Raw genomic sequence first — 19,242 nt, forward strand, 5'->3', positions numbered from 1 at the left:
CCGCCCTCGAGCCAGAGCCACCAGCCGACTGCCGCCGTGGCCCCGACGGCCAGCAGGAGCGCGACGGCGCTGTACCGGGCCGTGCTGGCACACCGTCCGACCGAGGGCTTTCCCTCCGAGTCGACGCCGATCGACTCGGCGTGTCCCCGCTGTGGCGACCGGGCAGTCCTGCGGTACGAACGGGGGTTCGTCACCGTCGCGTGTTCGGCGTGTGAGGAGTGGCCCGGGTTTACGTATCCGTTTCCGAAACACGGGTTCGCGGAGCGGAACGTGGACGCGGTCGCCGAGGCGACCGCCCGCCGCGCCAGACACCACGTCGGACTCGCTCGAACGGGGCAGTGTCCGTTCTGTGCGGGGACGACGACCGTCGACCTCCGCCTCGAGGACGAGACCGACATCGTCGAGATTTCGTGTGACACCTGTACGTTCCTCGTCGGCGTGGAGCCGCTGGTGGCGCTCCGTCAGGACGGCCGCGTCGCCGCGGCTCTGGCCGACATCGATGTCGGCCTCGAGCGTCCCGACTGGGAGGTCCCGACGCCGACGACGCGAGTCGAGTCCACGGAACCGATACGAGTCGCGCTGACGGTCGCTGGCGACGGAGGCACAGCCACGATCGTCGTTGACGGGTCGCTGTCGGTTCGCTCGGTCGATGTCGATCGATGACCGGGATATTACGCTCGAATTCGATCGTCGACATTGGATATTCTTGAAGTGACATTTTTAAGGCCAGCGAGCAATACGTAGCGAATATGGGCATCCTCTCTCGGGCTTCCTACGTCATCCGGTCGAAACTCAACTCGGTACTCAACCGGGCCGAGGATCCGACCGAAACGCTGGACTATTCGTATGAGCAGATGCGTGACCAACTCCAGCAGGTCAAACGCGGCATCGCCGATCTCACCACGCAGAAAAAGCGCCTCGAGATGCAAAAACGCCGGCTCGAGGAAAACGTCGAGAAACACAACCAGCAGGCACGCACGGCGGTCCAGCAGGACCGGGAGGATCTGGCACGACGCGCCCTAGAGAAAAAGAAGACGAAGATGAACCAGATCGAGGACTTAGAGGGCCAAATCTCGGACCTGCAAAACCAGCAAGACCGGCTGGTCGAGCAGAAAAACGAACTCCAGCGCCGCATCGAGGAGTTCCGCACCAAAAAAGAGACGATGAAAGCCCGTCACGAGGCTGCAAAAGCCAGTTCGACGGTCTCGGAGGCGATGACCGCGACGGGCGAGGAGTTCGAGGACGTCGGACGCGCCATCGAACGCGCCGAGGAACAGACCGAGGATATGGAAGCCCGTGCCGCTGCCATGGACGAACTCCACGAGTCGGGTGCGTTCGAGGATGTCATGTCCGATAAGGACACGATCGACCGCGAACTCGAGCAACTGTCGACCGACAGCGGCGTCGAAGCCGAACTCGAGACGCTCAAATCCGAGGTCGGGGAGAGTGAGGCCGAACCGGCAACCGACACCGCAAGCGAGGGCGACGAGGCGGATCGGACGGATCTCGAGAGCGAAGACCAGGAAGACGTCGAAGCGGAGCTTGCGGAGCTGCAGGACGACGACCAAGCCTGACATAGACGACTGTCACGCAATACCGGCACGGCAGCGACTCGCCGCAGTCCCTGCCGGGATCCAGTGAAATCGGCGTACCATCTATTGCAACGATGTCCACACCGATCACAGGACAGTCCGCGCAATCGGGTGTGCAGTGACGATCAGTATGCGAACCGCTTGCTGTGATTTGGGGTAACTGTTACCAATGTCCGTGTAGAACTGTCGTCTATGAGTGACGAGTCACCGTTCGAGTCAATCACGCTGACGAATCAGGCAGTCCTGCTTACCGTCGCCGAACTCGCCCGCCAGAACGAAACGCCAGTTCAGACACATGATCTTCGGAAACACTGTCAGGAGCGACTCGCCGATGTCGAGACGGAAGTCATCGGCACGATCTCAGAGGCCGACATCATCCGCTCGCTGTACCAACTCGAGGACGAAGACCTCGTCAACGAGATTCACCAATCGGCGACGTCGCCGACGGGCAAGGGCCGACCAGCGTATACTCTCGCTGTCTCCGAGGCGAGGGTCTACGACAAGATCGACGAGAAACTACACGAGACTCTCGTCGAGTAGCCCGGCTGGCTGTCCGACGTCGCCGATCTCGCCGTCACGAGGGGGTTCCGAGAACGGCGATATCGTAGCTGGCGACGGCCACCGGTGACTCGAGGACGATCACTTGGAAGGCCCAGCTCGCGCCGCCGGTGAGGTCGCCGGTGCTGGCGAGATAGCGGCCGAGCATTCTCTCGTCGTCGTCGTAGACACGCGTCCGTACTTCGACGGTCTGAATCCGGCTGGAGCCCGTGTTCTCGACGGTCCCCTGAATGGTCGATCCGAGATAGCCACTCTCGACGACGAACTCGTGGTCGCGCAGCGAGAGCGGCTCGAGCGGCGTCACCGAGTCGCTGGGTTGTTGCTGGGCGAGTGCCGCTGCCGCCGACAGCTGTGTTGCCGATCGATTGGAGACGTTGCTCGCGTTGATGCCGCTGACGGTGCCTTCCTGGTAGGTCGGCTGGCCGCCGAGGTTGCCGCTCCCGAGACAGCCGGCGGCTGCGGCCGCGACCCCGGTCCCTACTGTCGCGAGTACCCGCCGTCGGCTCGTCGACTCCGGGCGGCTCATTGCCGTCGCGCGTTCGTCTGCGAGGGAGTTCCGTCACGGTACATGTGTCAGAGCGACGCCACGGACCCATTTCAGTGTGGGCCTTGAAGCGGCTGTGCTCGTCCGTGGGTGGACGGACTGCCGGCAAGCTCGTCGAGCGCCGCCGGTCCGTTTAGCACCGGCGTGTAGCGATGTGCAACGCAGGCCCTTATTGCCGGGTCGGTGGGACGTATGGCTATGGGATCTGCCGAAACCGACGAGACGCTCGAGTCGTACGGGGCCGATATCGGTGCCCGTGGGGGAGTGTTGACGCGGTTCCGGGAGTGGATGCTGGTCGACGGAAATCGGTTATCCGTCGCCGCTATCGTCTTGCTAGCTGTCTTTGCGGTGGTCACCGTCTTGTACGAACTCGGCGTCATCACCTTCGTCAACCCGAACGCCGTGACGCGCGTGGCAAGCGGCATGATCGCGGGGACGTTCTCGCTCGTGACGCTGGTCGTCTCGGTCAACCAGCTCATCCTCTCCCAGGAGTTCAGCGCAGCGGGCCGCGCTCGCGACCGACTCGAGAACGTCATCGAGTTCCGCCGGACCGTCGCGGACGACGCGGCCGTCCCCGCGAGCCCGGCAGCCCCCACGCGGGTCCTCGGACTGCTGCTCGAATCGATTCATCACGACGCGACGGCATTCGCCGATGCGGTCGGGGATCACGACAACGAGTTCTCCGAGACGGTCAGCCAGTACACGAACGGTATCCAAGCGCGGACGAACCGAATCGACGACCGAATCAGCAGTGCCGACTCGGATGCGTTCACTGCCGTTTCGGCGGCGATTACGTACGACGAGTCATGGTACTTGTACGTCGGCACCCATCTGCGCGGCGAGTACGCCGACTCGCTGTCGCCGACCGCTGCCGAGCGACTCGACGACCTGATCCGTTCTCTGAAACTGTTTCACGTGGCTCGAGAGCAGTTCAAGACGACGTACCTACAGCAGGAACTCACGCGCTTTTCTCAGCTCACGGTCTACTGTGGCGTGCCATCGATCCTGTCCGCAATCCTCATCGGGTTGCTGTACGCCGACGTCACTGGGCCAAGCGTCAGCGCCGCCGTGCTTCCGTACGTCGTGAGCGTGCTCTTTCTCGTCGTCCTCTTGCCGCTTGCCCTGCTCGCGTCCTACATTCTCCGGACCGCGACCATCACACGGCGAACCGCGTCGGTCGGCCCGATGGTCCCACAAAAGGCTCCCGACGCGGGCCCGTTCGACGTGGGGTATGGCCACGACCGGGATCGGTGAGCACGGCTTCTCTCTCGGTGCCGTGGCAGTCCACGAGCCGACGGACCGACTCATTCGTATAGCCTCGGCTTCTATCGACGGCTGTGATCGTCATCTGCGGGCCGCCGGGTGTCGGAAAAACCACCATCGCGACCCGCGTCCGTGACCGACTCGCGGAGCGGGACGTTCCAGTGCGACTCTACCACTCCGACGACTTCTCGAGTCGGACCTACGAGCAACTGGCCGAACAGGCCGGTTCGGCCCCTGCAGCCGGCGTGACGCTCGTCGACGGGACGTTTTACCGCCGGAAATGGCAGACGCAGTTTCGCGCCCTCGGCGACGTACGGTTCGTCCACGTGACTGCGAGCCTCGAGACCTGCCTCGAGCGCAATCGGCGTCGGGACGATTCGATCTCAGAACAGGGCGTCCACGTCGTCTACCGGGAGTTCGAGGCCCCCGACGCCGACCTCGAGATCGATACCGACCGGTGTGAGCCCGCTATCGCTGTCGATCGGATCGTGACGGCGGTCGAAACGTGGGGCGAGTACAACGTGGAGCTACCGGTCGATAACCGTCTCTCCTGACCGACGCCGGGTCAGGCGGTGAACACGGGGACGTCGAGTGAGCCGATGACTCGGTTCGTGATCGAGCCCAACAGTGGCTTGTCCGGATCGGAGCGCCCGCGCTTTCCCATGACAACGAGGTCGATATCGTGTTCGTCGACGTAGTCGGTGATGGCCTCGACTGGCGTGTTCGCCTTGACAGCCGTGACACAAGAGACATCGGCATCGGCAGCGAGGTCTTCGATCTCCGAGACGAACGTCTGGCCTTTCTTCTCGAGTCGGCGTCGCGTCTGACTGATATCGCTTGGCACCGCGACGTAGTCGGCATCACCCATATCCATCGCGTACAGGACGTGCAGCGTCGCGTCGTTTCGCTGTGCGAACTTGATCGCCTGGTTTACCCCGTTGCGAGCGGCTTTGCTGCCGTCAGTCGGCACGAGAATGTCGTCGAAGTCGTGTGGCTCGTCCATACGTCCCACACGACGCCGAAATGGGTAATCCTTGCCCACCCGTTCAGACGGTCTGCTGTCAGTCAATTTTCTGGATAGCTGCGACGTCCCTGCGGGTACCCCGGGAATTCGTGAGCCCGATCGAACCCGCAGCCGCCGTCTAACATCACGAAGCCGACACATGTTCCGGCGGCGGATGGATTCGGACGGACTGCCCGAGCCCGTCCAGTAGCAGGCCGATCGCAGTTTCGTGTGCCTCCTTCGAGCGGTGGATGTGCTGTGGCCGAACCGGCTGCGCCTCGTACGCGTCGAATGCGTCATCGGCTACCATCCCTTCTCGCTCGAGCGCCGCCCGTAGTTCGAACAGTAATGCGTGTAGATGGACGAGTTCTTGCGCGTTCACGCGCCAATGCACACTATTGTTTCTCTTAGTTCTCTCTGTACTATTCCTGTAGTGTCTGTTCGATCGAGACATATGACAGACGGCAACATGCCGCGTCGATGTTCGTCGCCGTCGCGTCCCGATTGTGAATTGCTTACTCGAGGTACTCGCCAGCCAGCAGCTCGACGCGTTCTCTGGTTTCCTCGGGAATCGTCTCCGGCGGCGTGTTGATCGCCCCCTCGAGTGCAGTCCAGGCCTCGCTTTCGAAGTCGTCGGGCATCGTTCGGATCGCGTGTTCGACGACCGCGTTGATCGACTCCCGGTTCGCCGTGGCGTTTTCGCGGACCTCCTCGAGGGAGACCTCGCTATCCGATTTCCAGACGTCGTAGTCGGTGACGCCGGCAATGGTGGCGTAGCTCAGTTCCGCTTCGCGGGCGAGTTTGGCCTCTGGGATGGCGGTCATGCCGATGATGTCCCAGCCCTGCTCGCGGTAGAACTCGCTTTCGGCTTTCGTCGAGAACTGCGGGCCTTCGATGCAGACGTAGGTACCGTCTGCTGCAACTTTGGTGTCGGCGTCGGTCGCCTCGCGGGCCGAGTCGGCCAGATGGGCGGCCAGTGTCGGACAGTAGGGTTCGGCAAACCCCATGTGAACGACCATTCCGTCACCGAAGAACGTCGGCGAGCGGTGTTTGGTCCGGTCGAAGATCTGGTCGGGGACGACCAGCGTCCGGGGCGGCAAGTCCTCGCGTAAGCTCCCCACCGCGTTCGTGGAGATCACCCGATCGACGCCGACCGATTTGAGCGCGTAGATGTTCGCCTGATAGGACGCGTCGGTCGGCGGATGCCGGTGGTCTTCGCCGTGGCGCGGCAGAAATGCAACCTCCCGACCGGCGAGGTCGCCGATCGTGATCGCATCGCTTGGCTCGCCGTAGGGCGTCGAAACCGATTCGGTTCGTACGTTCTCGAGTGGCAGTGCGTCATAAATGCCGCTGCCACCGATGACGCCGATGGTCATGCAGAGACGTGGGCGGACCACCCTCCTAAAGTTCCGGGTCCCACATGGATGGGGCACGGCCCGTCGGCACTGACTGGCGGGAGTCCGTCTCAGTCGAGGAGTGCCCACTCGCTGTCGCTAACTGACTCGAGCACTTCGCGTCGCTTCATCTCGGCGAGGACTTCGGGGAGCCGGTCGGGCTGGGCGATCTCCATCTCGATGCGCTCGATGCCGTGGTGTTCGGTGAGGAAGTGACGGATCTCATCGTCCGTGAACGTCTCTTGGTCGGCCTTTTCCATGGCACTCGAGGTCAAGTCGATCATGTCCTCGATGAAGTTCCACGGGTAGACGACCCAGGTCCACGCCTCGAGTCGTTCGCCGACGTAGTCGGGTTGGAACTCGCTGGTGCCGAGCAGTTGCAGCGTCGCGGTGCGGACCTCGCCGGCGTCGCGGTCAGCGACGTACTCGTAGGCACGGCTGATCGAGCCGCCGGTGTCGGCGATGTCGTCGATGATGAGTACGTCTTTGTCTTCGACGCTGCCTTCCGGCATCGGATAGCGGACGGTCGGTTCGTCGGCCTTCTCGGCGGTGCCGACGTAGTGTTCCATTTTCAGACTCGTCAGGTCGTCCAAACCGAGGAAGTCACAGAGACACCGACCCGCGAACCAGCCACCGCGGGCCAGCGCGACGACGACATCCGGTTCGAACTCGTCGTCGCGGACGTCGTCGGCCACGTCACGACACAGGCCGTAAATGTACTCCCAGTTGGTTATGGTACAGTCGAAATCGTCCGGTAGATCGGACATCTGATGGCCACCTATCCGGTGTCTCGAGCGCGGCCCCCTTAAGTTGGCTGAAACGCCCGTCAATCACTGGCCTCGTTTGACCGGGTCATTCACTGCCGTAGACAGCTATTTATAACTAGATGATACAACCTAGTTATCGATGACGCAGACACAGCTACAGGCCGCCCGTGAGGGGACGATAACACCTGCAATGGAACGCGTCGCCGAGCGAGAGAACCGCGATCCCGATTCCGTTCGCGAGCAGGTCGCCGACGGACAGGCCGTCATTCCGGCCAACCGCCACCACGAGTCGCTCGATCCGATGATCATCGGCCGCGAGTTCGCGACGAAAGTCAACGCCAATATCGGCAACAGCGAGACCACGAGCGACCTCGAGACGGAACTCGAGAAACTCCACACCGCGGTCCACTACGGCGCGGACACGGTGATGGACCTCGGAACGGGTAGCGACTTAGACGAGATCCGCGAGGCCCACATCGCACACTCGCCGGTGCCGATCGGCACGGTGCCGCTGTACGAAGCGGTCAAGCAGGCTGGCAGCCCCGAAGCGATCACCAAGGACCTGCTGCTCGAGATCATCGAAAAGCAGGCCGAGCAGGGCGTCGACTACATGACGATCCACGCCGGCATCCTCGCGGAACACCTGCCGCTGACCGACGGCCGGAAGACGGGGATCGTCTCACGGGGCGGCTCGATCATGGCCTCGTGGATGGAGGCACACGGCGAACAGAACCCGCTGTATCAGGACTTCCCCGAAATCTGTGAGATCTTCGCCGAACACGACGTGACGTTCAGCCTGGGGGATAGCCTCCGACCGGGCTGTCTGGCTGACGCCTGCGACGAGGCCCAGTACGCCGAACTCGACACGCTGGGCGAACTCACACGGGTCGGCTGGGACCACGGCGTGCAGGTGATGGTGGAAGGACCGGGCCACGTCCCGATGCACAAGGTCGCCGAGAACGTCGAGCGCCAGCAGGAGGTCTGTGATGGTGCGCCCTTCTACGTGCTTGGCCCGCTGGTGACGGACATCGCGCCGGGCTACGACCACATTACCAGCGCCATCGGGGCCGCGATGGCAGCACAAGCGGGTGCCGCGATGTTGTGTTACGTGACGCCGAAAGAACACCTCGGGCTTCCCGAGGAAGAAGACGTCCGCGACGGCCTCGCGGCCTACCGGATCGCCGCCCACGCCGCCGACGTGGGCACCGAACGCCCTGGCGCACGCGACTGGGACGACGCCCTCTCGGAAGCCCGCTACGCGTTCGACTGGCGCGAACAGTTCGCCCTCGCGCTCGATCCCGACCGCGCCCGGTCGTTCCACGACCAGACGCTGCCCGGTGACAACTACAAGGAGGCCCGCTTCTGTTCGATGTGTGGCGCGGAGTTCTGCTCGATGCGGATCGACCAGGATGCGCGCGAAACCGGGGACATGGACTCACTCGAGGGCGAAGGCGAGGGAACCGATCTCGAGGCCTCGCCTGCAGCCGAGGTCAACCGGCCGCCAGTCGGCACCCACGCCGCCGGCGACCTGCCGCCGATGGCCGACCACGAGGGTGTCGACGCGCTCGAGGAGGCTGGCGACGACTGATCGGCGGGTCGGGCCGACAGTATCATACGCCAGTCGACCGAGCCACGTCGTATGGAGACGACTCGAGTCGTGCAGGTCGATGCGTTTACGGACGAACCGCTCACCGGGAACCCCGCGGGCGTCGTGCCGGACGCTGACAGGCTCTCGGCAGCGCAAATGCAGGCGATCGCCGCCGAACTGGCGGTCAGCGAGACGGCGTTTCTCCGCTCGAGCGAGCGCGCCGACCATCGAATCCGCTATTTCACCCCCACACAGGAAGTCGATCTCTGCGGGCACGCGACGATCGGAACCTTCGCTCACCTCCGCGATGAGGGACTCGAGCCCGGGACGACGACCCTCGAGACGAACGTCGGCGTCCTCGAGATCGAGGTCGACCCCGACGGAACGGTCTGGATGACCCAGGACGAGCCGACGATCCGCGAGGTCGACATCGGCTACGACCGCGTCGCCGACGCGCTGGGGGTCGATCAGGCTGCACTCGAGGGGGCGAGTGCTGACCTCCCGCTGGCGGTGGCCTCGACTGGCCTCCCCTTCCTGATCGTCCCGATCACGTACCTCTCGGACGTCGGCAGCGCCGAGCCGGATATGGCTGCGATCGAGGCGGTGACTGACGCGGTCGACGCGACCGGGATCTATCTCTTCACGTTCGACGCGCTCGAGCGCGCCTCGACGCTGCACGGCCGGATGTTCGCGCCGGGTGCTGGCGTGTCGGAAGATCCCGTCACCGGCACCGCAAGCGGGGCCGCCAGCGCGTATCTCGACCGCTTTGGCGCGTTCGACGACGATCTGCCAGAGGAACTCCGCCTCGAGCAGGGCCACTACGTCGACCGGCCGGGCACGGTCCGCGTTCGCCTCGGCGACGGAGTGCAGGTCGGCGGCCGCGGGGTGACCGTCCTCGATGGGTCGCTGGCCGTTCCCGACGACGAGGAGGACGACATCCTCGAGGCCTGATACTGCCGGACAAAACGGTTCATCCCTCGATCGCACCCACAACGCTGTCGCCGACGGCGACGGCCGTCGAGACGCGATCGAGTATTCACCGACTGTTGTCGGGTAGTATGAGTCCGAATCCGAGCGGACGGTCAGGGATGGTCGTGCTGTAGCCGACAGAACGCCGACCGTGATCCCACCAGTCCGCAGCCAGCGATCCGACCGTGATCGCTCGGTGGCTGCTCGCCCGCGTGAGCCAGTGCCGACATCACATACCGATGGCGTCAACGTGAGTTACTAATACTGTCATGTGGTTGGTTTTTGATTAGTGTGTTGGGAATAACCACGCTGGCATCGATCGACGGCTAGACGGGAAACCCCTATTTGGTGAGTATTCTAACTCCGAGCGGCCGTTCGCAACCTTCTTTATTCGGTCCACTGTCTCTCCCAATAGAGATGGCTGTACTCTGGCTGGACGAGATCGGTGCCGACGACCTCGAGAAGGTCGGCGGTAAAGGTGCCTCCCTGGGCGAACTTACGGGTGCGGGGCTACCCGTCCCACCGGGATTCGTCGTAACCGCCGGGACTTATCGTTCGTTTATCGAAGAAGCCGAGATCGACGAAGAACTGTTCGCAGCCGTCGACGTCGACGTCGATGACTCGGCCGCGCTGGCTGACGCTGCAGACCGCGCACAGGAACTCATCCTCGAGACGCCGTTCCCCGACGAGCTTCGCGAGGAGATCCTCGAGAGCTACCGCGAGGTCGGCGACGGCGAGGCGTTCGTCGCCGTCCGCTCGTCGGCGACTGCAGAGGACCTGCCCGATGCGTCCTTTGCCGGCCAACAGGAGACGTTCCTCAACGTCACCGAAGACGAGTTGCTAAAACGCGTTCGCGAGTGCTGGGCGTCGCTGTTTACCCAGCGGGCGATCTACTACCGTCAGGAGCAGGGCTTCGACCACTCCGTCGTCAACATCGCGGTCGTCGTCCAGCAGATGGTCGACGCCGAGAAGTCTGGCGTGATGTTCACGAGTCACCCCTCGACCGGCGATCCAACGATGATCATCGAGGCCGCGTGGGGCCTCGGCGAAGCCGTCGTCTCCGGTGCCGTCTCACCGGACAACTACATCATCGACCGCGCTGACCGATCGATGGACGTCACCGTCGCCGAGAAGAAGGTGATGCACGAAAAAGACGAGGAGACCGGCCAAACCGTCGAGCGCGAGGTCACAGAGGACAAGCGAACGGCACGGGTCCTCGACGCCGACGAGATCGACGAGCTCATGAATCTCGGCGAGCGCGTCGAGGAGCACTACGGCGAGCCACAGGACGTCGAGTGGGCGATCGTCGATGGCGAGGTCTACATGCTGCAATCGCGGCCGATCACGACGATCGACGAGAGCGACACTGACGCCGCGACGACCGACGTCGACGCCTCGAAAGGCGTGACCGACGGCAGCGGGAGCGTCCAGGCCGCCACGGCCGACGACACCGATGTCGGTGACGAGAGCGGCTCCGGCGACGTGCTCGTCGACGGACTCGGCTCGAGTCCCGGCACCGTCAGCGGTCCCGCCCGGATCGTCACCAAACTCGACGACCTCGCGAAGGTCGGCGAAGGCGACGTCATCGTCACCGAGATGACGATGCCCGATATGGTGCCCGCGATGAAACGCGCCTCGGGGATTATCACTGACGAGGGTGGCATGACCAGCCACGCCGCCATCGTCTCCCGTGAACTGGGCGTCCCTGCGATCGTCGGAACGACCAACGCGACGACGACGTTAGAGGACGGGCAGGTCGTCACGCTCGACGGCGACAAGGGTGCCGTCCTCGAGGGCTCGACGGTCGAACCCGACGAGGAGACCGAACCGGTCGAGGAGGTCCGTCCGCAGTCGCCGGTCAAGCCGATGACCGCGACGGAAGTCAAAGTCAACGTCTCCATTCCCGAAGCCGCCGAACGCGCGGCCGCGACGGGTGCCGACGGCGTTGGCCTGCTGCGGACCGAGCACATGATCCTCTCGCTGAACCAGACCCCCGAGAAATATATCGAAGAAAACGGCACGGACGCCTACATCTCGGAACTCGTCGACGGCATCCGCGGCGTCGCCGACGAGTTCTACCCGCGTCCCGTCCGCGTGCGCACACTCGACGCACCGACCGACGAGTTCCGCCAGCTCGAGGGCGGCGACGACGAACCCGAAGAGCACAACCCCATGCTCGGCTACCGCGGTATCCGCCGCTCGCTCGACCGGACTGACGTCTTCGCCCACGAACTCGAGGCCTTTTGCCGGCTCTACGAGATGGGCTACGACAACGTCGAGATCATGTTCCCGCTGGTCAACGACGCCGAAGACGTCTATCGCGCCAAAGCGTGCATGAAAGAGGCCGGCATCGACCCCGAGAAGCGCCGCTGGGGTGCCATGATCGAGACGCCAGCCGCCGCGCTGTCGGTCGAGGAGATGGCCGAGGCGGGGATCGACTTTGCCTCCTTCGGGACCAACGACCTGACCCAGTATACGCTCGCAGTCGATCGGAACAACGAGAACGTCGCCGACCGCTTCGACGAACTCCACCCAGCCGTGTTGCGCCTGATCGGCAACGTCATCGAGACCTGCCGCGAACACGACATCGACACGAGCATCTGTGGCCAGGCCGGCTCCAAACCCGAGATGGTCCAGTACCTCGTCAACGAGGGGATCAGCTCCATCTCCGCGAACATCGACGCCGTCCGTGACGTCCAACACGAGGTCAAACGCGTCGAACAGAAGCTGCTGCTCGACTCGGTCCGCTAACGGGTTCCGGCACTGATTTTCGACCGTCGCTGTTGTTGTGGTCGCTCGAGTGCGACACGTCTCGAACGGGGAAAGGCCCATGCTGTCGGCTCCCCTTCGCTCGAGCATGAGCGATCGCTCGGACGAACTGACCGAGCGTCGGAACCGGGACGTGCCCGCGACTGACGACCTACTCGAGGAGACGGACCGCCTGCGTTCAGAATCCGACGTCGCTGGCGGCGACGAGTCGGTCGCGTCAGCAGGTGACCCCTCGAGTGTGGCGGGTGGAGAGACGCGATCGTGGTACTCGCCGCTTACGTCACGGCTCTCGCTCGGGCGCTATTTCTCGCCAAAAGGGTACGCCGCGCTCGTGGCGCTGCTCGGTGTCGGGTTACTGGTTGGCGCGACCGTACTGCCGATCGCCGGACGCATGATCGGCATGTTCGTCACTGCCTTTCTCATCGGGCTGGTCGCGTCGAAGCGACGCTATCTCGAGATGACGGCGGCCGGCGTCTCGGTCGGCGCTGTTGCGTCGGTGCTCAACAATATGATCCTCACCGTGGCCGGCTCCGGCCAGACGCTCGTCGCCGTCGGCGCGACCGTAGGGGTCCTCGCCGCGGTCGGCGGCTACTACTTCGGTCGCGACCTGCGTGACGGGCTGGGCCGCGATCTCGAGTGAGTAGAGCCGGAAACCGATCCCGCGCGTTACTCGCTGTTGTACCCGTTCGTCGTCAGCTCCCAGCCGTGTTCGGTTCGGCGAACAACGCCGTTATCCGCCATCACCTCGAGTAACTCGGTGACGACCTCGCGTGGCGCGCCGAGGTCCTCACTGAGTTCGCCGACGGATTTGGGCTCCGAACGGACGCTTGCGAGCAGATCGGCGTAGATCCGACTTTCCGAACCGGCCCCGACGGCCTCGGAGATATGATCGAGCACGTCAGAGAGGCGTCCCTGCACCCAGCGCTGGGCCAGCGAGAGTTCGTTTTCGAGTTGCTCTAACTCCTCGAGGACGGCCAGCAAGTCGTCGAGGTCGTCCGTCTCGTCCCAGGCGACGTCGAGCGAGAGGTGCCGACAAGCCGTGATATCGAAGCTGTTGTTGGCCGGATAGGCGCTCTTACTCGCGAATCCGTATGGGGAGACGGTCACCTCGAGCCTGACGTTGCGGGCGATGTGAAAGTACTTCCGTCGCTGGTCGTCGACGCGGCTCTCGATCAACCCCGCTTCCTCGAGTTTGCGTAGGTGTTCGATGACTGCCTTGGGACTCACGCCGAGGTAATCCGATATTTCGGTGACATAGCACGGTTTGCGGGCGAGCAACCGAAGGATTCGTCTTCGGTTTTCGTTCCCGAGTAGATCCAACAGCGCGGCGGAGTCCATTACGCGAGCGTTAGTGACTGTCGCTGAAAAGCGTGTCTGCTCGAAATACGACCGGAGACGCGGTGTCTCGTCACACGGTATCACACTTTAGCTGTCAGCAGCGCCGCGCGAACCGCCGGACTCGGTCGGTGAGTCACCGCCACCGTTCGATTTGTCTGTCGATGGGCTGGTTGGTGTCTCCGTGGGACGAGCTGACGACCGGTCGGTCGAATTGCTCTCCGATGGCTGAGTAGCCGAATTACCCTCTGATGGCTGATCAGCAGAACTGCTTTCCGATGGCTGAGTAGCCGAATTGCCCTCCGATGGCTGATCAGCTGGACTGGCCTTCGACGGGCGGTCATCCGGCCCGCCTGCCGACGACTGCTCGGTGTCGGGGCCACGCTCGCTTGGCGGTCCGGTGGACACGTTAGATGGATCGTTGCTAGCAATACCCTGGGCGACTGCCGCAACGCCTGGACGGGCTTGCTTTGAGGTGTTCTGCCGGACTGCAGCCACGTCTCGCTGGAGGTCTACAAGTCGATCTTGCGCGACGCCGACCTCCGCGGCATGGCGCTCGGTCCGTTCGATCGACTGCTCGAGAGCGGCGAGTTGTACCGTCAGTCGGGACAGCTGCGACTGGTAGGCACCCTGCGAGAGCTGGTCGCGGTTCGCTTTCAGTTGTTTGCGTTCGGCCTCGAGGGCGGCGACTTTTTCCTCGAGTTCGGCTGTGCGGTCGCTGACGAGTGTTGCCTTGCGCTCGGTATCGGTACGTTCGTAGGCCGTCTCGAACAGTTCGGTTTCGATCGCGTTACTCGTGTCGGCTGCGCTGGCTTGCATCATCGTGCCGACGGACGCGTTCGTCGAGGCCGACTGGGTTTCATCGGAGTCGGCCGCGGTGAACGTGCTCGCGACGACACCGCTCGTAACTGGCGCGACTGTGAGGCCGACGATAGCGAGGGTCACCAGGAGGGCGACGGACCGCGTGGTTCTCATCGATCGTATTGTCGTTCAGAATATCCTAAAAAGACAGACCTTCGTTCGAATCGTTTACTCGGATCGTTCGACCGTTGAAATCCGTTTTGAGCGTTCACAACGGGCTGACATTCCGTAATATTCTCGTTCGGCTGCCGACCGTGTGGCCCAGCTGTCACAGTGGCTGACCGAGAGTACACGCGGTTTCATTACACGGTTCACGAAATCAATCATATCTATACTGTGATTTGGCAGTCGCTGTCGGCCGGAAACATCTTTGATAGCGCGTCGTTGTAACCCTGTCCGAAAACAGTTATCCCGCTCCAGTCCTTGGCACTAGCTAGCATGTTCGAGCTCTTCTCTCGAGGCTACTATCTCGGACGGCTCTACGTGACCCCAACCGACGGGGATCACGCGCTCATGCACAACGAGCAACACGAGCGAATCAACGAGGAGGTGTACGCGACCGGCGACGGCCTCGAGCGGCTCGACACGCCGCTGGTGATGAAACTCGAGACGCGTCATTTCCCGGTTCACGGGGCCGCCGACGTTCCGACGAATACGCTTGCGCTGCCGGAACCGATGCTCGAGGGAACCAGCGTTCGGAATCCGCCCTCGCTTCAGGAAGTGTTTCTGGCCCGTCGGGAACGCGCTCGCCAACTGCTCTCGATTGCTGGCGGGTGGCAGACCGACGACGCAACGTCGTCCGACGACTGGCCGTCGACTGCCGGAACCTAGAAGTAGTCTCGCTTCCCGATTTCGGCCGCATGCTCGACGAGTTGCTCGGCCGCGCGTCGCTCAAACAGCGTATCGACGAGCTCGAGGCGGAAACCGAGCGGTTGCGAAAGCGCTACGAGGCCGAAGCCGAACGCCGGGCCGAGGCTGCCACCGCCCGACAGGAGGTCGAAGAGCGTAACAATCGGCTCGAGGACCGGATCGCCCAGCTCGAGGGCGAACTCGAGCAGTTCGAAGACGACGAGACGGCACTCGAGGTCCGTCGCCGTGAACAGCTCCGTGGGGCCCGACTCGAGGAGGTCCTCGATCGACTCGCGTCGTTTCGAACGGGGCGCGAGGGGGCGCTGACTGCCGTTATCGACGACGAGGTTCCTGACACGGTCCGCGACGACCTCGCGGACGTCCTCGGCGAACGGGTCGCCCTCATCGACGAGACCGCACCGTGTCTCTGCTGTATCGACGATGCCGGCCTACTGGCAGTGACGCTCGAGCCGCCGATCTCCCCCGACGTCGACGCGACGTGGAGCGATCGATTCGAACTCGAGCGCGAGTGGTTCCTGCCGACCGGCCGCCACGCGGTCGCGCTGGTCCGGACCGACCTGTTCGCCTGCGGTGTCTACGAGGGCAACGAGCGCGTCGACTACCGCGGTTTCGAAAGCGACGTCAAAGGCAGCCACTCGAAAGGCGGCTTCTCACAGGCCCGGTTCGAGCGGATCCGTGACGACCAGATCGACACCCACCTCGAGCGCTGTCGCGAGGCGCTTGCGGCGTACGAAACTGGCGGCGAACGCGCCGAAACGCCGCTCGTTATCGTAGGCCAGCGCGGGATCGTCGACACTCTGGTCGACGAATCGGACCTCGAGCCAACCGCGACGGCCGCCGTCGACGCGACCGGCGATCCGGAGCCAGCGCTTGCAGACGCCGTCCGCTCGTTCTGGACGACGGAGTTGCAAGTACTGTGAGACCCGAAGCACACGAGGATGCCAGCGACCGATACGGTCGATGTCGCCATCGGTGACGGCTCTCGAGATGCGCTCGAGACGTCATGGATCCGTGTCCGACAGTCTGACTCCGTCTGTGGGACGTCAGTAGCCGCTGCCGTCGGCAAAACAGCGACCGCATTTGGTTACGTCCGCATCGGTGACCGCTCGCTCGATAGCGATCAGACGGAGATTGTCGTGAGCGACGTGGATGGTTGCACCACAGGTCGTCCGGAAGTCAGAACTGCCGGTCTCGTGTCTGTGTATCTTGTTTGTCGTTTCGTTCAGGACGCCATCCATGTTCAGTGCCACCACTTCACACGATAATAAGCGCACCGACCGTTGCATCCGCGATGGACGGTAGCCGGCTTCCATCGGGTCCGTCCGTGTTCGAGACGTCGCCATGAAACGCTCAGTTGACACCAGCGCCCGTCATAGCAGCGTCCGACGATGGCCGCGGTAGTACGCCACTACTTAACAAATAGTTCCATCCGTTTCGTTTCAAGCCGAGTCCACGGGCAAGCCCCACCCCCAAAGCGCCGAAGGCGCTTAGGGGGAGTAGTTGACCCGAGTTCGATACGTGTTTGCTTCTCACTGCCACCCGACGGTTCAGGTAGTTCAAGTACTCCCTCGTCTATCCCACACGTATGCGTGTTGCAATTCTCGCCCACGAGAAATTCCCCGACAACGCCAAAACCGCCCTCGGTATCCTCCGCTATGCCGACCACGATGTCGTCTCAGTTCTCGATCGAACGGCCGACGGACACCGTGTCTCCGATTTCGTCCCCGACGTACAGGATGCACCGATCGTCGCCGGGATGGACGCCATAGAGCCCGACGACATCGATGCCTTGGTGATCGGCATCGCACCGATCGGCGGCGGCTTCGACGAGAGCTGGCGCGACGACGTTCGAACGGCACTCGAGTACGGCTGTGACGTGATCTCGGGACTGCACTACTTCCTCGAAGACGACGAGGAGTTCGCCCAACTGGCTGCCGAGAACGACTGCGACCTCTGGGACGTGCGGAACCCGCCCGAAGACCTCACAGTCGCCGAGGGCAGAGCCGATGAGGTCGACGCTGAGGTAATCCTCACCGTCGGTACCGACTGCTCTGCCGGTAAGATGACGACGACGATGGAACTCGCCCGCGACGCTCGCGCGGCAGGCCACGACGCCGCCGTGATCCCGACGGGCCAGACGGGTATCATGATCGAGGGCTGGGGCAATCCGATCGATCGCGTCGTCAGCGACTTCACTGCAGGGGCGGTCGAAGAGATGATCCTCGAGAAAGGTGACGAGCACGACTATCTGTTCGTCGAGGGACAGGGCAGCATCGTCCACCCGGCGTACTCGGCGGTCACGCTCGGTATCCTCCATGGGTCGATGGCCGACAACCTCGTCCTCTGTCACAACGCCGGCCAAGAGGCGATCCACGGCTACGAGTCGTTCGCGCTGCCGTCGATTCCGACGTACGTCGATCTCTACGAGAACGTCGCCGCTCCGGTCGCGGACAGCGAAATCGTCGCCGGCGCGCTGAACACGTCCGCCCTCGAGGACGACGAGGCAGCCCGCGACGCTGTCGACGCGTACGCCGACACGCTCGATGCGCCCGCGACCGACGTGATCCGTTTCGGGACCGACGCGGTACTCGACGAACTGCTATGAGCCTCGAGACCGCGTTCGAACGGCGCTCGCTGCCGCTCGAGTACCCGTTCGGCATCGCTCGCGGCACGACGACCGAATCCGAGGCCGTGTTCGTCCGAATCGAGGACGACGAGGGTCGGGTCGGGATCGGCGCTGGCACACCGTCGGCACACTACGGCGAGACCACAGCAACCGTCGCGGCCGTCCTGCCCGACCTGCTGGCAGTCGTCGAGGACGTCGGTGATCCCCACCAGCTCGAGCGGATCGAACGCCGGATGCGCGAGACGGTCCGCAAGAATCCGGCCGCCCGGACCGCGGTGAGTATCGCGCTCCATGATCTCGTCGCCAAGCGGCTCGAGATCCCACTCTATCGGTACTGGGGACTCGATCCCGGCGAGACGCTCGAGACCTCCTACACCATCGGGCTCGACGACACGGCGACGATGCGCGAGAAGACGGAAACGGCCATAGAGCGCGGGTACACCACGCTGAAAGTCAAACTGGGGACCGACCGCGACCTCGAGATCGTCGAGACGATCCGGTCGGTCGCCCCTGACGTTCGGCTGTTCGTCGACGCGAACGAGGCATGGACGCCTCGCGAAGCCGTCGCCAAGATCGAGCGGTTAGTGGACTACGACCTGGCGTTCGTCGAGCAGCCCGTTCCTGCCGAGAATCCGGAGGGCCTGCAGTTCGTTTACGAACGATCGGCGCTGCCGATCGCTGCCGACGAATCCTGTGTCACGCTCGCGGACATCCCACAGATCGCAGATCGCTGTGACATCGCGAACCTGAAACTGATGAAATGTGGCGGGCTGCTGGAAGCCAAGCGGATGATCCACGCCGCCCGTGCCCACGGCCTCGAGGTGATGTGTGGCTGTATGACCGAATCGAACGCCTCGATCGCGGCGGCCTGTCACCTCGCGCCGCTGCTAGACTATGCTGACCTCGACGGCCCGCTGCTATTAGCCGACGATCCCGCCGACGGCGTTCCGATGCCCGACGGCCGGATCGATCTGGCCGGCCTCGAGCGCCCCGGAACGGGTGCCGTCCTCGAGTCCGACGTCGACTAACAGCACAGAACGAGGCGGCGACTCCCCTCTCATACGGACTCCGCTCAGTCAGTGCTGGCGCACCCGCGACCCATC

The 19,242-nt window shown here is 63.6% G+C and carries 21 protein-coding genes; 13 read left to right on the forward strand and 8 right to left on the reverse strand.

What is annotated here, in order from left to right:
- Window positions 1-36: 36 nt before the first annotated feature.
- The 3 genes from C476_RS02260 to C476_RS02270 all read left to right on the forward strand — a co-directional run bounded on the left by C476_RS02260 (window position 37) and on the right by C476_RS02270 (window position 2,132).
- A complete protein-coding gene (locus C476_RS02260) occupies window positions 37-663 on the forward strand; it encodes a DUF7351 domain-containing protein (RefSeq protein ID WP_008009440.1) in 627 nt (208 codons plus the stop codon).
- Window positions 664-749: 86 nt separating this feature from the next.
- The gene (locus tag C476_RS02265; protein ID WP_008009441.1) at window positions 750-1,574 is read left to right on the forward strand and encodes a PspA/IM30 family protein; all 825 of its coding nucleotides are present in this window, start codon (window positions 750-752) and stop codon (window positions 1,572-1,574) included.
- Between the two features lie 210 nt (window positions 1,575-1,784).
- On the forward strand, window positions 1,785-2,132 hold the full coding sequence (locus C476_RS02270) for a hypothetical protein (protein ID WP_008009442.1): 348 nt from the start codon (window positions 1,785-1,787) through the stop codon (window positions 2,130-2,132).
- Window positions 2,133-2,166: 34 nt separating this feature from the next.
- Here C476_RS02270 and C476_RS02275 read toward each other — a convergent pair whose 3' ends face one another.
- Entirely contained in the window at window positions 2,167-2,676 is a 510-nt protein-coding gene (locus C476_RS02275; RefSeq protein ID WP_008009443.1) for an FxLYD domain-containing protein, read from the reverse strand.
- A gap of 216 nt (window positions 2,677-2,892) precedes the next feature.
- Between C476_RS02275 and C476_RS02280 the strand changes: the two genes are divergently transcribed.
- Together C476_RS02280 and C476_RS02285 are read left to right on the forward strand one after the other, a co-directional pair.
- Window positions 2,893-3,948, forward strand: coding sequence for a hypothetical protein (locus C476_RS02280; protein ID WP_008009444.1), 1,056 nt, complete (start codon window positions 2,893-2,895; stop codon window positions 3,946-3,948).
- An 83-nt stretch (window positions 3,949-4,031) separates the two neighbouring features.
- On the forward strand, window positions 4,032-4,511 hold the full coding sequence (locus C476_RS02285; RefSeq protein WP_008009445.1) for an AAA family ATPase: 480 nt from the start codon (window positions 4,032-4,034) through the stop codon (window positions 4,509-4,511).
- Between the two features lie 11 nt (window positions 4,512-4,522).
- Here C476_RS02285 and C476_RS02290 read toward each other — a convergent pair whose 3' ends face one another.
- The 4 genes from C476_RS02290 to C476_RS02305 all read right to left on the reverse strand — a co-directional run bounded on the left by C476_RS02290 (window position 4,523) and on the right by C476_RS02305 (window position 7,121).
- Window positions 4,523-4,960 carry a universal stress protein gene (locus C476_RS02290; RefSeq protein WP_008009446.1) on the reverse strand — a complete coding sequence of 146 codons (438 nt, stop codon included), beginning with the start codon at window positions 4,958-4,960 and terminating at the stop codon, window positions 4,523-4,525.
- Between the two features lie 145 nt (window positions 4,961-5,105).
- Complete coding sequence (locus C476_RS02295) at window positions 5,106-5,342, reverse strand: UPF0058 family protein (RefSeq protein WP_008009447.1); 237 nt, start codon at window positions 5,340-5,342, stop codon at window positions 5,106-5,108.
- Between the two features lie 133 nt (window positions 5,343-5,475).
- A complete protein-coding gene (gene mtnP, locus C476_RS02300) occupies window positions 5,476-6,336 on the reverse strand; it encodes an S-methyl-5'-thioadenosine phosphorylase (protein ID WP_008009448.1) in 861 nt (286 codons plus the stop codon).
- An 89-nt stretch (window positions 6,337-6,425) separates the two neighbouring features.
- Window positions 6,426-7,121, reverse strand: coding sequence for a phosphoribosyltransferase (locus C476_RS02305; protein WP_008009449.1), 696 nt, complete (start codon window positions 7,119-7,121; stop codon window positions 6,426-6,428).
- A gap of 139 nt (window positions 7,122-7,260) precedes the next feature.
- Here C476_RS02305 and thiC point away from each other — a divergent pair, with 139 nt between their 5' ends.
- The 4 genes from thiC (at window position 7,261) to C476_RS02325 (ending at window position 13,087) form a co-directional block, all read left to right on the forward strand.
- Window positions 7,261-8,709, forward strand: coding sequence for a phosphomethylpyrimidine synthase ThiC (gene thiC / locus C476_RS02310; RefSeq protein ID WP_049911544.1), 1,449 nt, complete (start codon window positions 7,261-7,263; stop codon window positions 8,707-8,709).
- Between the two features lie 51 nt (window positions 8,710-8,760).
- Entirely contained in the window at window positions 8,761-9,660 is a 900-nt protein-coding gene (locus C476_RS02315; RefSeq protein ID WP_008009451.1) for a PhzF family phenazine biosynthesis protein, read from the forward strand.
- A gap of 435 nt (window positions 9,661-10,095) precedes the next feature.
- Window positions 10,096-12,429 carry a phosphoenolpyruvate synthase gene (gene ppsA / locus C476_RS02320; RefSeq protein WP_008009452.1) on the forward strand — a complete coding sequence of 778 codons (2,334 nt, stop codon included), beginning with the start codon at window positions 10,096-10,098 and terminating at the stop codon, window positions 12,427-12,429.
- A 106-nt stretch (window positions 12,430-12,535) separates the two neighbouring features.
- A complete protein-coding gene (locus tag C476_RS02325) occupies window positions 12,536-13,087 on the forward strand; it encodes a hypothetical protein (protein ID WP_008009454.1) in 552 nt (183 codons plus the stop codon).
- 26 nt (window positions 13,088-13,113) lie between these two features.
- Here the strand turns inward: C476_RS02325 and C476_RS02330 are convergent, their stop codons facing one another.
- Together C476_RS02330 and C476_RS02335 are read right to left on the reverse strand one after the other, a co-directional pair.
- Window positions 13,114-13,785: a metalloregulator ArsR/SmtB family transcription factor gene (locus C476_RS02330; protein WP_008009455.1), complete on the reverse strand. Its 672-nt coding sequence runs from the start codon at window positions 13,783-13,785 to the stop codon at window positions 13,114-13,116.
- Between the two features lie 87 nt (window positions 13,786-13,872).
- Window positions 13,873-14,757 (reverse strand): hypothetical protein, encoded by an 885-nt coding sequence (locus C476_RS02335; protein WP_008009457.1) that lies wholly within the window; start codon window positions 14,755-14,757, stop codon window positions 13,873-13,875.
- Window positions 14,758-15,081: 324 nt separating this feature from the next.
- On the opposite strand from C476_RS02335, the gene C476_RS02340 reads away from it, so the two are divergent.
- Window positions 15,082-15,474, forward strand: a complete 393-nt coding sequence (locus tag C476_RS02340) for a DUF5802 family protein (protein ID WP_008009459.1) — start codon at window positions 15,082-15,084, stop codon at window positions 15,472-15,474.
- Window positions 15,475-15,503: 29 nt separating this feature from the next.
- Window positions 15,504-16,433, forward strand: coding sequence for a Vms1/Ankzf1 family peptidyl-tRNA hydrolase (locus C476_RS02345; RefSeq protein ID WP_008009460.1), 930 nt, complete (start codon window positions 15,504-15,506; stop codon window positions 16,431-16,433).
- 123 nt (window positions 16,434-16,556) lie between these two features.
- Here C476_RS02345 and C476_RS02350 read toward each other — a convergent pair whose 3' ends face one another.
- Complete coding sequence (locus C476_RS02350; protein ID WP_008009462.1) at window positions 16,557-16,751, reverse strand: hypothetical protein; 195 nt, start codon at window positions 16,749-16,751, stop codon at window positions 16,557-16,559.
- 347 nt (window positions 16,752-17,098) lie between these two features.
- Between C476_RS02350 and C476_RS02355 the strand changes: the two genes are divergently transcribed.
- Both C476_RS02355 and C476_RS02360 read left to right on the forward strand, forming a co-directional pair.
- The gene (locus C476_RS02355; RefSeq protein ID WP_008009463.1) at window positions 17,099-18,118 is read left to right on the forward strand and encodes a DUF1611 domain-containing protein; all 1,020 of its coding nucleotides are present in this window, start codon (window positions 17,099-17,101) and stop codon (window positions 18,116-18,118) included.
- On the forward strand, window positions 18,115-19,167 hold the full coding sequence (locus C476_RS02360) for a dipeptide epimerase (RefSeq protein WP_008009465.1): 1,053 nt from the start codon (window positions 18,115-18,117) through the stop codon (window positions 19,165-19,167). Before C476_RS02355 ends, C476_RS02360 begins: the two co-directional genes overlap by 4 nt.
- Window positions 19,168-19,242: the final 75 nt, after the last annotated feature.

The organism is Natrinema limicola JCM 13563, from assembly GCF_000337475.1.
GTDB classification, from domain to species: domain Archaea; phylum Halobacteriota; class Halobacteria; order Halobacteriales; family Natrialbaceae; genus Natrinema; species Natrinema limicola.